This window comes from Paraburkholderia terricola, assembly GCF_003330825.1.
GTDB lineage: Bacteria > Pseudomonadota > Gammaproteobacteria > Burkholderiales > Burkholderiaceae > Paraburkholderia > Paraburkholderia terricola.
The window spans coordinates 3812303-3826499 of record NZ_CP024941.1 but is presented as its reverse complement, the minus strand read 5'-3'; the positions used below and the strand labels follow the sequence as shown (position 1 = coordinate 3826499).

At 66.0% G+C, this 14197-nt stretch carries 11 protein-coding genes and 1 riboswitch; of the genes, 8 read left to right on the top strand and 3 right to left on the bottom strand.

Annotated features, from left to right (window positions below):
• Positions 1-9: 9 nt before the first annotated feature.
• Together fliK and CUJ90_RS17285 are read left to right on the top strand one after the other, a co-directional pair.
• On the top strand, positions 10-1491 hold the full coding sequence (gene fliK / locus CUJ90_RS17290) for a flagellar hook-length control protein FliK (protein ID WP_114163280.1): 1482 nt from the start codon (positions 10-12) through the stop codon (positions 1489-1491).
• A complete protein-coding gene (locus tag CUJ90_RS17285; protein ID WP_073427743.1) occupies positions 1491-1844 on the top strand; it encodes an EscU/YscU/HrcU family type III secretion system export apparatus switch protein in 354 nt (117 codons plus the stop codon). Before fliK ends, CUJ90_RS17285 begins: the two co-directional genes overlap by 1 nt.
• An 83-nt stretch (positions 1845-1927) precedes the next feature.
• Here the strand turns inward: CUJ90_RS17285 and CUJ90_RS17280 are convergent, their stop codons facing one another.
• Together CUJ90_RS17280 and CUJ90_RS17275 are read right to left on the bottom strand one after the other, a co-directional pair.
• A complete protein-coding gene (locus tag CUJ90_RS17280; RefSeq protein ID WP_114163279.1) occupies positions 1928-3346 on the bottom strand; it encodes a coniferyl aldehyde dehydrogenase in 1419 nt (472 codons plus the stop codon).
• A gap of 43 nt (positions 3347-3389) precedes the next feature.
• A complete protein-coding gene (locus CUJ90_RS17275; protein ID WP_114163278.1) occupies positions 3390-5075 on the bottom strand; it encodes an isovaleryl-CoA dehydrogenase in 1686 nt (561 codons plus the stop codon).
• A 370-nt stretch (positions 5076-5445) separates the two neighbouring features.
• Between CUJ90_RS17275 and CUJ90_RS17270 the strand changes: the two genes are divergently transcribed.
• Both CUJ90_RS17270 and CUJ90_RS17265 read left to right on the top strand, forming a co-directional pair.
• Positions 5446-7098 carry a GMC family oxidoreductase gene (locus CUJ90_RS17270; RefSeq protein WP_114163277.1) on the top strand — a complete coding sequence of 551 codons (1653 nt, stop codon included), beginning with the start codon at positions 5446-5448 and terminating at the stop codon, positions 7096-7098.
• 157 nt (positions 7099-7255) lie between these two features.
• Positions 7256-8944, top strand: a complete 1689-nt coding sequence (locus CUJ90_RS17265; protein WP_114163276.1) for an OmpA family protein — start codon at positions 7256-7258, stop codon at positions 8942-8944.
• A gap of 57 nt (positions 8945-9001) precedes the next feature.
• Here the strand turns inward: CUJ90_RS17265 and CUJ90_RS17260 are convergent, their stop codons facing one another.
• A complete protein-coding gene (locus CUJ90_RS17260) occupies positions 9002-9991 on the bottom strand; it encodes a LysR family transcriptional regulator (RefSeq protein WP_114163275.1) in 990 nt (329 codons plus the stop codon).
• Positions 9992-10162: 171 nt separating this feature from the next.
• Here CUJ90_RS17260 and CUJ90_RS17255 point away from each other — a divergent pair, with 171 nt between their 5' ends.
• The 4 genes from CUJ90_RS17255 to metF all read left to right on the top strand — a co-directional run bounded on the left by CUJ90_RS17255 (position 10163) and on the right by metF (position 13992).
• The gene (locus CUJ90_RS17255) at positions 10163-10939 is read left to right on the top strand and encodes a glycosyltransferase family 2 protein (RefSeq protein WP_114163274.1); all 777 of its coding nucleotides are present in this window, start codon (positions 10163-10165) and stop codon (positions 10937-10939) included.
• Between the two features lie 150 nt (positions 10940-11089).
• Positions 11090-11224, top strand: a riboswitch (S-adenosyl-L-homocysteine riboswitch).
• A 33-nt stretch (positions 11225-11257) separates the two neighbouring features.
• A complete protein-coding gene (ahcY, locus tag CUJ90_RS17250) occupies positions 11258-12679 on the top strand; it encodes an adenosylhomocysteinase (RefSeq protein WP_114163273.1) in 1422 nt (473 codons plus the stop codon).
• A 117-nt stretch (positions 12680-12796) separates the two neighbouring features.
• Entirely contained in the window at positions 12797-13150 is a 354-nt protein-coding gene (locus CUJ90_RS17245; protein ID WP_073427735.1) for a phage holin family protein, read from the top strand.
• Positions 13151-13161: 11 nt separating this feature from the next.
• The gene (gene metF / locus CUJ90_RS17240) at positions 13162-13992 is read left to right on the top strand and encodes a methylenetetrahydrofolate reductase [NAD(P)H] (RefSeq protein ID WP_073427734.1); all 831 of its coding nucleotides are present in this window, start codon (positions 13162-13164) and stop codon (positions 13990-13992) included.
• Positions 13993-14197 lie beyond the last annotated feature (205 nt).

The following is a 14197-nucleotide window of genomic DNA, read 5'->3' as shown; positions in this document are numbered from 1 at the left end:
GGAACCGGCATGAACGGAATCGACACGGCCCTTACCTCGGTGCTCGCGAGCCGGGTCGACAGTCTGCTCAATATCGCGCCCGGCAGCGCGGCCGCGTCGCAAACCGGCGCGGCGGGCGTCGACACCGCGCCGACCACCGCGCCTCCCGTTGCCACGCCCGCGCCGCAGCCTTCCGCGCAAACCGCGCTGTCCGCCGTCGCGCTCGCGCTCAACGCGATCGTGCGCTCGGGCGGCGAGGCGACCCCCGCCGTACTCGGCCAGATGCCCATCTGGCCCGCCGCACCCGCGCTCGATGTCGAAGTGGGCTTGCCGCTGTTTGATACGCCGGCTGCCGGTAGTGCCGCGAACTCGACCAACACGCCAGCCGCTTCGACTGCTTCGACCGCCAATCCGAACACCGCCGCGACGGCGGCCAGCGCCCATGTGGCGGCGGCCCAGGTGCCGGTCGCGGCGCTTGCGGCGGCGCTCGAACAGACGGTCGGCGACAGCGGTCTTTTCTACGAAGCGCATCTCGCGCAATGGCTGGCGGGACAGCGTTCGCCCGCGACGCTTGCCGGCGAGGCGCAGAACAAGCTGGTGGCCGCCGCCGCGCAATTGCCGCTCGACTGGGCGAACGACGCCGGGGACGCGTCGCCCGCCAATCCCGCCACGCGGCAAGGCACGGGCGCCGCGCCGAATGGTCCGCCGAACGGCGCGCCGGATGCCAACGCCGCGGCTCGCGCGATGCCCTCGATCCAGACCGCGCAGGCCGCCCGTTTCGTGGCCGGCGAGGTGCTGGCGAGTTCGCTTTCCGACCTGAACGGCCAGCCCGCGCACGCCAATCCGCACGGCGCGGCCGCGCAGCTCGCCGACGGCGGCGCGTCGCAGAATCCGCAATCGATGGCGGCGGCGGTTCATCCGGCGACCGTGTCGCTGGTGCGTCAGCAACTGGATCTGCTCGCGACCGGGCAGTTTCGCTGGACCGGCGAGGCGTGGCCGGGCGCCAAGCTCGATTGGACCATCGAGCAGGAAGGCGACGAATGGGACCGCAGCGGCGGCGGTGCGGCAAGCGAGGACGACCATCCGTGGCGCACGCGTCTGACGCTGTCGCTGCCGACGCTCGGCACCGTCGATGCGGATTTGACGCTGATCGGCACGCGGCTCACGGCGCGCGTGCAGGCGAGCCCCGGCGGCGCGGCGCGGCTCGCGCAGCAGGGCGAGAGTTTTCGTCAGCGGCTCGCGGCGGCGGGCATCGAACTGAACGGCTTGACGATTCGCGAGATCGGCGGCGGCGCGCCTGTCATGGGCGCAGCCGACGCGGGCGCCGCGGCGGCTGCGCAGGCGGCGGCTTCGGCGTATGCGCGTTCCGCGTCGGCGGGTGCTCCGATGGGCGCGGCGAGTTCGGCCGGTTCGGCCGGTTCGGCTGCGGCCAAGGCCGCGAGCGGACGCCGTGCGGCGCGCGTGAGCCGCACGGAAAACGCGCCGCTCGACGATTTCGATTGGGACATGTGATGAGCCGCAAGCATCGCCGCAGCGCGGCAGCGCTCGTCTATGACGCCCAAGGCGGCGATCCCGCGCCGCGCGTGGTCGCCAAGGGCTATGGGCTGCTGGCCGACATGATCGTGCAGCGGGCCAAGGAAGCCGGCCTGTATGTGCACGAGGCGCCGGAAATGGTCTCGCTGCTGATGCAGGTGGACCTCGACGCGCGAATTCCGCCGCAGCTTTATCAGGCGGTGGCGGAATTGCTCGCGTGGCTGCATCGGCTGGAAAGCGGCGCCGAGACGCCGGCGCAGGGCGCGAATGCCGGCGCGCAGGATGTGATCGACGTGGTCGCCACCGAGATCGGCGGTAGCGCCGGGCGGTGAGCGGGGTGGGGTGTGCGTCCGCTGCGACCCGCAACGTCTAGCCCCACCTCGTCAGTGCAATGGGCCGCCAGCCGCCGTTCGCATCAAAACCGCATCATCAACTTAAGCAGCGCGTTGACCCGCTTGCCATACGGCGGCGCGATCCATCCACGGGCATTCAGACGCGCTTGCGTCAGCACCGGCTTCATCTTCGAGAAGGTCACGAAGCCTTCGTAGCCGTGATACGCGCCCATTCCGCTCGCCCCCACGCCGCCGAACGGCAGGCTTTCGCACGCGAGGTGCATCAGCGTTTCGTTGACCGCCATGCCGCCGGCGATCGTTTCGTGCGTCACGCGTTCGATGGTGGCGGCGTCGTCGGCGAATAGATACAGCGCGAGCGGACGAGGACGGGCGTTGATCCACGCGATGGCGTCGTCGAGCGTGTCGTACGGCACGATCGGCAGCAGCGGCCCGAAGATTTCCTCCTGCATCAGCGTGCTGTCGTCCGGCGCCTGCGTGACCGCGATCAGCGGAAAACGGCGGCTCGCCGCATCGGGCGCGCTGTCGGTGAGCGCGTGCAGTTGCGCGCCCGCGGCCTGTGCCTCGTCGGCGAGACGCTGAAGGCGCGCAAAGTGGCGCTCCGAAATGATTGACGTGTAATCGCGATTGCCGGCGAAGCCGGGATACAGCTTCGCCATTCGCGCGCGCGCCCGTTCGATGAACGCCTGCTCCGTGCCGCGCGGCACCAGCACGTAATCCGGCGCGACGCAGGTTTGTCCCGCGTTGAGCGTCTTGCCGGCGACGAGGTTGTCCACCGCGTTGTCGAAGCGCGCCTGCGGGGCGATCAGCGCGGGCGATTTACCGCCCAGTTCCAGCGTGACCGGCGTCAGATGCTCCGCGGCGGCGCGCATCACTTCATGGCCGACCTTGGTCGAGCCGGTGAACAGCAAATGGTCGAACGGCTGCGCGCTGAACGCGGCGGCGAGCGCGGCGTCGCCGTTCACCACCGCGACGTGATCGCGCGCGAAGGTCTGGCCGATCAGTTGCTCGAACAGCGCCGAGGTGCGCGGCGTCAGTTCCGACATTTTGATGATCGCGCGATTGCCGGCGCTCAATGCGCTGATCAGCGGCCCGGCGGCAAGCAGCACCGGATAATTCCACGGCACGATGATGCCGACCACGCCGAGCGGCTGCGGCACGACCTTGGCGCGCGCGGGCAGCAGCCATTTGTTGGTGCGGCGGCGCTGCGCTTTCATCCAGCGTTTGCCGTGTCTGAGCGCGCCGTCGATCTCTTCCTTCACCAGCAGGAATTCGGCGAGCAGCACTTCCTCTTTCGCGCGGTTGCCGAAGTCGGCGTTCATCGCGTCGGCGAGCGCGTCGCGGTTGTCGAGCAGGACTTTGCGCAACGCCTGCAGATGCGCGGCGCGCGTTTCCCATGACGGATACGGCGCGCGCAAATAAGCATGGCGCTGCTCGCGCAGCAGCGCTTCGAGCGCGGCGACCTCCGGCAGATCGTTCTTCATGTTGGTCCTCTCCCTGATGGATATATCGGAGCGCCTCTGACGATCACGCCGGAAAAGCCCGTTCGATGATCGCCGCATGATCGAACGTGACCGGCAGCGTGCCGTACACCCGGCCGCTTTCGCCGCAGCCTTCGGCAAGACGCGTGGCGATGAAGGCGTCGGCGATCTCGCCGGGCGCGTGCTTCACGAGCAAGCTGGCCTGCGCGATCAGCACGATCTGTTGCGCGATCCGCCGCGCCGCGCCTTCGCGATGACCGGCCGGCGCGCCGAGCGTGGCGGCGAGCTTGGCGAGCGCGGCGCTCAATGCCGGATGCCCTTGCGCGTCCGCTTGCCATGCGGCGAACAGCGCCTGCGCGGCTTCCGGCTCGCGCTCCAGCGCGCGCAACACGTCGAGGCACATGACGTTACCCGAGCCTTCCCAGATGGAATTGACCGGTGCCTCACGATAGAAGCGCGCCATCGGACCGGTTTCGACATATCCGTTGCCGCCCCACACTTCCATCGCCTCGCCGGTGAATTCCAGCGTGCGCTTGCAGACCCAATACTTCGCCGCCGGAGTGACGATGCGCCGCCATGCGCGCTCGGCGGGCGGCGCGTTCGCCGCATCGGCCGATGCCTCGAACGCGCGCGCGAGACGCATGAACAGCAGCGTGGCCGCCTCCGACTCCAACGCCAGATCGGCCAGCACGTTGCGCATCAGCGGCTGCTCGGCCAGATGCCGGCCGAACGCGCTGCGATGCCGCGCATGATGAATCGCCTGCACCAACGCCGCGCGCATCAGCGCGGCGCTGCCGATCACGCAATCGAGCCGGGTGTAGTTCGCCATTTCGATGATGGTCGGCACACCGCGTCCTTCGTCGCCGATCATGATGCCGAACGCGTCGAGAAATTCGACTTCGCTGCTCGCATTCGAACGGTTGCCGAGCTTGTCCTTCAGACGCTGAATCTGCACCGCGTTCTTGCTGCCGTCCGGCGCGAAGCGCGGCACGAAGAAACACGAAAGGCCTTCGTGATCGCCGGTGCGGGCGAGCACGAGGTGCGCGTCGCATTGCGGCGCGGAGAAAAACCATTTGTGACCGACGAGCCGGTATTCGCCGCCGCGCCCGCCGCCTGTGGTTGCGTGGGCGCGAGTCTGGTTGCTGCGCACGTCCGAGCCGCCTTGTTTTTCGGTCATGCCCATGCCGATCATCGCCGACGTTTTCTGCGTGAGCGGCACGTCGCGCGGATCGTGCTCGCGCGTGTAGAGCTTGTCGCGCAACGTGTCGAACAACGCGGGTTCGCGCTGCAACACCGGAATGCTCGCAAAGGTCATGGTCGGCGGGCAGAGCGAACCGGATTCGATTTGCGCATGCAGGAAGTAACCGGCGCAGCGCGCGACCATCGCGCCACTTCGCGGATCGGAAAACGGCAGCGCGTGCAGACCTTCGCGCCGCAACAGCGACAACAGCGTATCCCACGAGGGATGAAACTCGAGCGCGTCGATGCGTTCGCCGCGCGGGCTGTGCGTGAACAATTCAGGCGGATGACGATTCGCCAGCTCCGCGAGTGCGAGCGTGTCGGGCGTCGTGAGCGCCGCGCCATGCCGCAGCAGCGCGTCGCGATGCCATGCGGCGGCTTCGCGATCGAGGGCGGCGGACAACGCGGCGTCGCGCGCGAACAGGTTGTAATCCGTCAGCGGCGGGACCTGATTCGTCACTTCGTGAGTCTGGCCGAAGCTGTGCTGTTGCATGTGCTGTCTCCGTTCACCGGATGCTCACCGCAGGCTCGCCGGTGCTGATCGACGGTGTGCTGTTTGATCGCCGCGTGTCATGTCGCACGCTGGGGGACGGCGTGCGCCACGCCGTGTTTGAATGCCGCGCGCGGCCGTGCGGCCGGCGTCTGCGCGTCTTTCATCATAGGGTCGCGGGGGTGCTTCCGTTTAGAGTAACCGCTCTGACGCGAAGCCGCCGTCGCGTGGGAAGGCTCCCTACAATGCCGTGAAACACACGTAGACAAGTGTGCCGCAATAAATTGCATGGGATCGAAGTAACCGCTAAAGCGCTAACGCCGATCGGCACGAGACAGGATTCGCGAGCAACGCGGACCATCAGGAGGAGAGGATGCAATACGACTACCTCATCGTCGGTGCAGGCTCGGGCGGTTGCTCGCTGGCGAGCCGTCTCGCCGACCACTGCCCCGACGCGACGATCGCGCTGATCGAAGCCGGCCCGCACACGCAGCGCAATCTGTTCGTCAACATGCCGGTGGGCGTGGCGGTGGTGGTGCCGAACAAGCTCAAGACCAATTATGGGTATCTGACCACGCCGCAAGCGGGACTCGGCGGACGGCAAGGCTATCAGCCACGTGGGCGCGGCTTCGGCGGATCGAGTGCGATCAACGCGATGATCTATACGCGCGGCCATCCGCTCGATTACGACGAATGGGCGCAACTGGGCTGCGAGGGCTGGTCGTGGGCGCAGGTGTTGCCTTATTTCCGCCGCGCCGAGGACAACGAGCGCGGCGCCGATGCATGGCACGGCGCTGGCGGTCCGCTGACGGTGTCCGACCTGCGCTACCGGAATCCGTTTTCGAAGCGCTTCGTGCAGGCCGCCATCGAAGCCGGCTACAAGGCGAACAGCGATTTCAACGCCGAGGACCAGGAAGGCATCGGCTTCTATCAGGTGACGCAGCGCGACGGTCGCCGCTGCAGCGTGGCGCGCGCGTATATCTACGATCGCGCGCGCCCCAATCTCCATACGATCGCCGACGCGACGGTGCTGCGCGTCGTGTTCGACGGCAAGCGCGCGAGCGGCGTCGAGGTCGTGCGCGGCGGTCGCATCGAAACGCTGGAGGCACGCGCCGAGGTGGTGCTGGCGGCGGGCGCATTCAATTCGCCGCAACTGCTGATGTGCTCGGGCATCGGGCCTGCAGCGCATCTGCAAGCGCTCGGCATCGCGGTGCTGCACGATGCGCCTGAGGTCGGCCAGAACCTGATCGACCACGTCGATTTCACTATCAACAAACGGGTTGCGTCGATCGAGCCGACCGGCTATTCGATTCGCGGCATCGCGCGATTGCTGCCGCAGTTCGTCACCTTCATGCGCCACGGGCGCGGCATGTTGTCGAGCAATGTGGCCGAGGCAGGCGGCTTTCTGAGGAGCCGTCCGACGCTCGCGCGCCCCGACCTGCAACTGCATTTTTGCGCCGCGCTGGTCGACGATCACAACCGCCATATGCATTGGGGTCATGGCTATTCGCTGCACGTGTGCGTCCTGCGGCCGAAGAGCCGCGGCAGCGTGACGCTCGCGAGCGCCGATGCGCGCGTGGCGCCGGTGATCGATCCGCGTTTCTTCAGCGATTCGCGCGACCTTGATCTGCTGGTGGAAGGCACACGGATGGCGCGGCGCATTCTCGATGCGCCATCGCTCGCGCTGCACGGCGGCAGGGAACTCTATACGCATGCCGGCCAAGCCGAGGACGAATTGCGCCGGACCATCGCCGAGCACGCGGACACGATCTATCACCCGGTGGCGACCTGCCGGATGGGCGGCGACGCGCGCTCGGTGGTCGATCCGCAGTTGCGCGTGCGCGGCGTGACGGGGCTGCGGATCGTGGATGCATCGGTGATGCCGACGCTGATCGGCGGCAACACCAACGCGCCGACCGTGATGATCGGCGAGCGCGCAGCCGACCTGATTGCGGCGGCTCGTCGCGAAGTAGAAACGCTGTGGGCGGCGGCGTCGGCGAATGCCGCCTTAGCGGGGTTCGCTTGAGATCCAACGTTCAAACATAGGAGAAATTAGTCGAACGTCGGTCTATTCGTCATAAATTGTGCTGCTTCTTTTATGAGATTTTCCCGAACCTATAATCGCGCCGCCAAAAGAGGAGCGCGTCAGGTGGCGCGCTCGGGAAATTCGAGGAAGTGAAGCGATGAGCATCAATGTGATTCAGCTGATTCAGTCCGCACTGACGGACGGGGTCGTGCAGCAACTGGGATCCCGTCTCGGACTGCCGCCGGAGGCGACGCGGAAGGTGTTTGCCACCCTTGCTCCGGCAGTGGTCGCCGGCCTGATGCAAAAGGGAGCGACGCTGGAAGGCGCGCGGTCGCTGTTCGCCACGATTCTCTCGCCCGAGGTGAACGGACACATTGCCGAACAACTGCCGCAATTGCTCGGCAGCACCGGCGGCGTAAGCCAGCTCGAAGGCGCGGGGCGTCAGTTGCTCGAACGCGTGCTGGAACGCCGCGTCGATGCCCTCAGCGACGAGGTCGCCACGCAAACCGGCGTGCCGGCGCACGCCACGCATGCGCTGACCGGCATCGTCGGCGCAACGGTGCTCGGCGTGCTCAAGCGGCATTTCCTCGAAGCGCGCGGCAATGTCGGCCAGTTACCCACGCTGTTGGGTCATCAATTGCCGCTCATTGCGCCGCATCTGAACGACAGCCTCATGGCCGCACTCGGTTTGGGCGGGCTTGGCGGTTTCGCCGGCAGCGTGCTGGCGCAGTTGAAAGCGGTTTCGTCTCACGTCGACCATCCCACGCCCGCGGCCAAGCCAGGGCACCCCAGCCAGGCAACGGTCCAGGTGCCCGCCGACGCGGTGGTGCGCGAAGAGCGCCGCTCGCGCGGTTGGTTGTGGTGGCTGCTCGCGGCCATTGCGGCCGTGCTCGCTTTCCTGTTCCTGCGCGGGTGTCAAGGCGAGCAAAGCGCCACGCGCGCCAATGCGGATGCCGCGGCGGCTGCACAGCCTGCCGCGGCCAGCGCCGCCCCTGCGGCGAGTGCCGCCAGTGTCGCCAGCGCCGTGGAGCAAGCGGCCGCCGCGCCCGTGCCGACCAGGAACAGTCAGCTCAGCTTCACCGTCGACGCCGCCGGCAAGCCGACCCTCACCGCAACGCTCGGCAGCGAAGCGGAACGCAAGCAGTTCATCGACGCGCTGACGCAGCGTCTCGGCGCGAACAACTTCGTCGCGAACGTCGCGATCGATGCGGACACCAAGCCGGCCGACTGGCTCGCGCGTCTCGAGGGCCTTTTGCCGTTGATGGCCCTGCCGGGCGCGGAAGCGAAAGTGGACGGCACGCGCATCGAACTGAGCGGCAGCGCGGCCAACGCGAAGCTCGGCTGGCTCGATAAGCTGAAGTCGCTGTTCGGCGCGTCGTATCAGATCGGGTCGTTCAACGTCGAGCAGGCCGTGGCCAACGCAACGGAAAGCTTCCGCGGCGCGATCAAGGGGCTGCTGGCTCCGGACAACGCATGCGCGTCAGCGGACATCGTGAAGGTGCTGAATCTGCAAGTGATCAACTTCGCGAACGCCAGCAATCAGGTGCCGGCTTCGGCGCGGGAGGACCTGAACCAGTCCGCGCAGGTGCTTGCTGCATGCGCGCGCAACGGCAAGGCGGTCAAGCTCGAAGTGGCCGGCTATTCGGACAACGTGGGCGGCGAGCAAGCCAATCTGCAACTCTCGAAGAAGCGAGCCCAAGCCATCCGCGCGTATCTCGTCAAGGCTGGCGTGCCGGCTGATTCGCTGATCGCGCAGGGTTACGGCGATGCGCGTCCGGTCGCGAGCAACGATACGGCGAGCGGCCGTTTCGCCAACCGCCGCATCGAGTTCGTCGCGCAGCAGTAAGCGCGCCTTTATCGAGCGTTTGTGCCATGCCGCCCGGCTCGCGCCGGGCGGCATTTTTCATTTGACGGGCGGTGTCGGAGCGGGCGCGGTAATGCCTGCGATGTCCGTGATCCCCGTGATTCCCTTGATCCCGATACCCGGCCCCAGCATGAAATCATCGCCGGCCTGGCCCGGCAGCGTCTCGCGCGCCACCTCGAGCCACGCGCGCGCGGCGTGCGACAGATAGCCGTTGCGGCGCCAGCCGATCGCCATTTCCCACGGAATTTCCGGTTCCACGACCGGCCGGCAGGTGAACTGCGCGGCATCGAGCCGCCGGCAATAGGGCGCGGGCAGCAGCGCGATGCCGACGCCGGCCAGCACCAGTGCCGCCATGAAATCCCAATGCCCGCTGCGTCCGACGATGGTCGGCGCAAAGCCGGCCGCGCGGCAGGCATTCAACACCACGTCGTTGAGCGCGAGGCTCTCGCCGTAGAACACGAACGGCTCGTTGGCGAGTTGGGCGAGCGGCACCTCGTGCAGATCGTCCCAGTGCGAGCCGGTGCGCGCGACGAGCCATAGCAACTGGTGCGTGATCGGCAGCACGTCGATGTTTTCGGGGTCGACCGGTTGCAGCACGCCGCCCAGTTCCAGTTCACCGTTGATCAGCGCCGTTTCGATCGCGCGCGAGCCTTGCTCGAACAGCTTGAGGTCGATTTTCGGGTAGCGTTGGCGGAACGCGGCGATGGTGGGCGTGAAAAGCGAACCGCCCATCGGCGGAATGCCGATGGTGAGTTCGCCGCGGCCGAGCGTGTCGAGATCGTTCAGTTCGGCCTGCAATTGCGCGTGCGCCGCCAGCACGTCCTCGCCGCGCTGGTAGACGATCCGGCCGGCGTCGGTCAGCACCATCTGGCGGCCGTCACGCAACAGCAGCGGAGAGCCGATTTCGTCCTCCAGCGACTTGACCATCTTGCTGATGGTGGGCTGCGTCACGAACATCTGCTCGGCTGCCACGGTGAAGCTCTGTTGGCGTACCACTTCGACGAAATACCGCAGCGCACGTAGTTCCACGATCTCCGGCTCCAGAATTCCAGATTGGAATGACCGGCATGATTGTAAGTCACCATATTTATGCGACGGCGGCGCGCGCGGGCGCCGCGCGGCTTTTCAGGATGCTTGCCGTTTCAGCGCGGATAAGATTGGCGGCTTTCCACCGTCGGCGCCCTGGCGCAGGTCCTCATCATGAAGCCCATTTCGATCATCATTCCCTGCTACAACGGCGCCGCGACGGTTGTCCGTGCGCTGCGCAGCGGCCAGATTCAGCCCGAAGTCGCGCAGATCATCGTCGTCGACGACGGTTCGACCGACGCGTCGGCCGACATCGTGGCCGAGTGCGGCAGCCTCGATCCGCGCGTGGGCCTGTTGCGAATGCCTCAAAACGGCGGCCCCGCGCGGGCGCGCAACTGGGGCGCGCTGCATGCTTCACACGATCTGCTCGCCTTCCTCGACGCCGAATACCTGCCCGGCGCGCTTGCCGCGGCAAGCTCGTTTCTCGCGAAGAACCCGACAGAAGTGTCCGTGCGGCTCGACGTCGAATACACCGGTTTTCCAGCCGACATCACCGGCCACGCCGATTTCGCCAAACACGCCGCGACGCTCAGCAATACGGTGCCGAGCAGCCTGATCATTCGCCGCGCGGCCTACGCCGCGCTCGGCGGTTTCCCAATGGACGACGCGTTTCGCGTTCGGGGCGGCGAAGACGGCGCGTTTTCGTGGGCGCTGCGCGACATTTTCGGCAACCGCCGCCTCGACGATGCGAAGCGCGTGCGCATGCATTACCACGCGGGCATCCACGCCGAGCGCTACTTCCGCATCGCGCTCGGGATGGCCACCGTGCATCCCGCCGACGTCGCCGATGCGTTCAGGTATTCGAGGCAGTTTGTCGAGACCGCGCGCGCTGGCATCGCGCAACTGCGAACGGCGAACATGGCGCAGGAGCCCGCCGCGCCCGCTGTATAACGCGCAGGCCGCTCGGCCCCGCAACGCCCACACATCACGGGGACGCCCGCCCAGCTGTTCCCCGCAGCGGTTTTCCGTATCCGGAAAACAACCCGCTCGCATACCCGATCCACGCCCCGAAGCCATCTCGATTTGCTACAATCGCCGTTCGTCTTCGAGGAGCGTTGCGACGGGTACCGCGAATCTGCATTCGCCGGCCGCCCGCCAGGCTCGAAGGCTTCAATCGGAAGGGTCGGATGCGCATCGCGCGTTCCGATCCACCGCATCGAACCGCGCTCACGTCAAATTTCTAGTCAATTTCTTAGAAAGGAGGGCGTGATGAACGCCGCAGTTATCGATTCCCAAGCTTCCCAGGATTACATCGTTGCCGACATGTCGCTTGCCGACTGGGGTCGCAAGGAACTGAACATTGCCGAGACGGAAATGCCCGGCCTCGTGCAAACGCGCGAAGAATACAAGGCGCAGCAGCCGCTGAAGGGCGCGCGCATCGCGGGTTCGCTGCACATGACCATTCAGACCGGCGTGCTGATCGAGACGCTGACCGCGCTCGGCGCCGACGTGCGCTGGGCATCGTGCAACATCTTCTCGACGCAGGACCACGCCGCCGCCGCGATCGCCAAGGCCGGCACGCCGGTGTTCGCGTTCAAGGGCGAATCGCTCGACGAATACTGGGAATTCTCGCACCGCATTTTCGAATGGCCGAACGGCGAATTCGCCAACATGATCCTCGACGACGGCGGCGACGCCACGTTGCTGCTGATTCTCGGCTCGAAGGCGGAGAAAGACCGCTCGGTGATCGCCAAGCCGACCAACGAAGAAGAAGTCGCGCTGTACAAGTCGATCGAACGTCATCTGGACGCGGACCCGACGTGGTACTCCACGCGCCTCGCGCACATCCAGGGCGTGACGGAAGAAACCACCACCGGCGTGCACCGTCTGTATCAGATGGAAAAGGAAGGCCGCCTGCCGTTCCCGGCGATCAACGTCAACGACTCGGTCACCAAGTCTAAGTTCGACAACCTGTATGGCTGCCGCGAGTCGCTGGTCGACGGCATCAAGCGCGCAACCGACGTGATGATCGCGGGCAAGATCGCGGTGGTGGCCGGTTACGGCGACGTGGGCAAGGGCTGCGCGCAATCGCTGCGCGGCCTGGGCGCGACGGTGTGGGTCACCGAAATCGATCCGATCTGCGCGCTGCAAGCGGCGATGGAAGGCTACCGCGTCGTGACGATGGAATACGCGGCGGACAAGGCCGACATCTTCGTGACGGCCACCGGCAATTACCACGTGATCAACCACGATCACATGAAGGCGATGCGCCACAACGCGATCGTCTGCAACATCGGTCACTTCGATTCGGAAATCGACGTGGCGTCGACCCGCCAGTACCAGTGGGACAACATCAAGCCGCAAGTCGACCACATCATTTTCCCGGACGGCAAGCGCGTGATCCTGCTGGCCGAAGGCCGTCTGGTGAACCTCGGTTGCGCGACCGGCCACCCGTCGTTCGTGATGTCGAACTCGTTCACGAACCAGACGCTCGCGCAGATCGAACTGTTCACGCAAGGCGACAAGTACGAGAACAAGGTGTACGTGCTGCCGAAGCATCTGGACGAGAAGGTGGCGCGCCTGCATCTGGCGCGCATCGGCGCGAACCTCACGGTGCTCTCCGACGCGCAGGCCGGTTATATCGGCGTCGACAAGAACGGCCCGTTCAAGCCTAACCACTACCGCTATTAAAGATGCGGGCGGTCTGAAAGCATGACGGTTTAAGCACGAGGCGGCGCACGATGCGCCGCCTCGTTCACCATGCCCGCCTTCCCGTTCAATGGACATCCTGCCTGCAAGGAGCTCTACATGACCGTGCTGCTGACCTGGCTGATCAACGCGCTTGCGCTGCTGATCATCACCTACCTCGTTCCGTCGATTCATATCCGCAGTTTCGGCACCGCATTGATCGTCGCGGTGGTGCTCGGATTGATCAATACGATTCTGCGGCCGGTGCTGATCCTGCTAACGCTGCCCGTCACGATCCTCACGCTCGGAATCTTCATTCTGGTGGTCAATGCGCTGTGCTTCTGGCTGGGCGCGTCGCTGCTGAAGGGCTTCGAGGTGTCGGGTTTCTGGTCGGCGTTCTTCGGCTCGATTCTGTACAGCATCGTTTCATGGCTGCTGTCCGCACTTATTTTCGGCAACCGCAGTCTCGGTTGATTGACTGAACCATGAACCCGATCGAACTTTCATTCGAATTCTTCCCGCCGAAAACGCAGGAAGGCGTCGACAAGCTGCGCGCCACGCGCACGCAGCTCGCGTTGCTCAAGCCGAAGTTCGTGTCCGTCACGTTCGGCGCCGGCGGCTCGACGCAACAGGGCACGCTCGATACCGTCGTCGATATGGCGAAGGAAGGCCTCGAGGCGGCGCCGCACCTGTCGTGCATCGGCTCCTCGAAAGAGAGCCTGCGCGCGATCCTCAACGAGTACCGCGCGCATGGCATCCGCCATATCGTCGCGCTGCGCGGCGATCTGCCGTCCGGCATGGGCGCGGTCGGCGAATTGCGCTATGCGTCGGAACTGGTGAGCTTTATCCGCGCCGAATTCGGCGACTGGTTCTGGATCGAGGTGGCCGGCTACCCGGAGTACCATCCGCAGTCGCGCTCGCCCGATCACGATCTGGCGAACTTCGCCCGCAAGGTGAAGGCCGGCGCCAATTCGGCGATCACGCAGTACTTCTTCAACGCGGACGCGTACTTCCGTTTCGTCGACGACGCCAGGAAACTCGGCGTCGACGTGCCGATCGTGCCCGGCATCATGCCGATCACGAACTTCTCGCAACTCATGCGTTTCTCGGAGATGTGCGGCGCGGAAGTGCCGCGCTGGGTCGCGCGCCGGCTGGAAAGCTTCGGCGACGACCGCGAGGCGATCCGCGCGTTCGGTCTCGACGTGGTGACGGACCTGTGCCGGCGTCTGATCGACGCGAAGGTGCCGGGCCTGCACTTCTACACGCTGAACGGCGCCGCGGCGACCAAGGCGATCTGCGAACGGCTGGGCGTGTAAGACGCCTGGAAGTCCCGGCGCCGATTTGATGGATGAAAACCGCGCGGCTTACCCGGCCGCGCGGTTTTTTTTGCATCGAAAGAAATGGCGCGCGCGGAAATCCGCGGCGGGGCAGCGTCGCCGCCAACGGCAACGCCGCCGGAATGCTCGACTCGCAAATCCGCGCGACGCGTCACAAAGCGATCCATTCCGTCTCACCTTGCAA

Coding starts and splice junctions, on each gene's coding strand:
- fliK (WP_114163280.1), top strand. CDS start 10: ATGAACGGAATCGACACGGCCCTTACCTCGGTGCTCGCGAGCCGGGTC.
- CUJ90_RS17265 (WP_114163276.1), top strand. CDS start 7,256: ATGAGCATCAATGTGATTCAGCTGATTCAGTCCGCACTGACGGACGGG.
- CUJ90_RS17255 (WP_114163274.1), top strand. CDS start 10,163: ATGAAGCCCATTTCGATCATCATTCCCTGCTACAACGGCGCCGCGACG.
- CUJ90_RS17275 (WP_114163278.1), bottom strand. CDS start 5,075: ATGCAACAGCACAGCTTCGGCCAGACTCACGAAGTGACGAATCAGGTC.
- CUJ90_RS17245 (WP_073427735.1), top strand. CDS start 12,797: ATGACCGTGCTGCTGACCTGGCTGATCAACGCGCTTGCGCTGCTGATC.
- metF (WP_073427734.1), top strand. CDS start 13,162: ATGAACCCGATCGAACTTTCATTCGAATTCTTCCCGCCGAAAACGCAG.
- ahcY (WP_114163273.1), top strand. CDS start 11,258: ATGAACGCCGCAGTTATCGATTCCCAAGCTTCCCAGGATTACATCGTT.
- CUJ90_RS17270 (WP_114163277.1), top strand. CDS start 5,446: ATGCAATACGACTACCTCATCGTCGGTGCAGGCTCGGGCGGTTGCTCG.
- CUJ90_RS17280 (WP_114163279.1), bottom strand. CDS start 3,346: ATGAAGAACGATCTGCCGGAGGTCGCCGCGCTCGAAGCGCTGCTGCGC.
- CUJ90_RS17285 (WP_073427743.1), top strand. CDS start 1,491: ATGAGCCGCAAGCATCGCCGCAGCGCGGCAGCGCTCGTCTATGACGCC.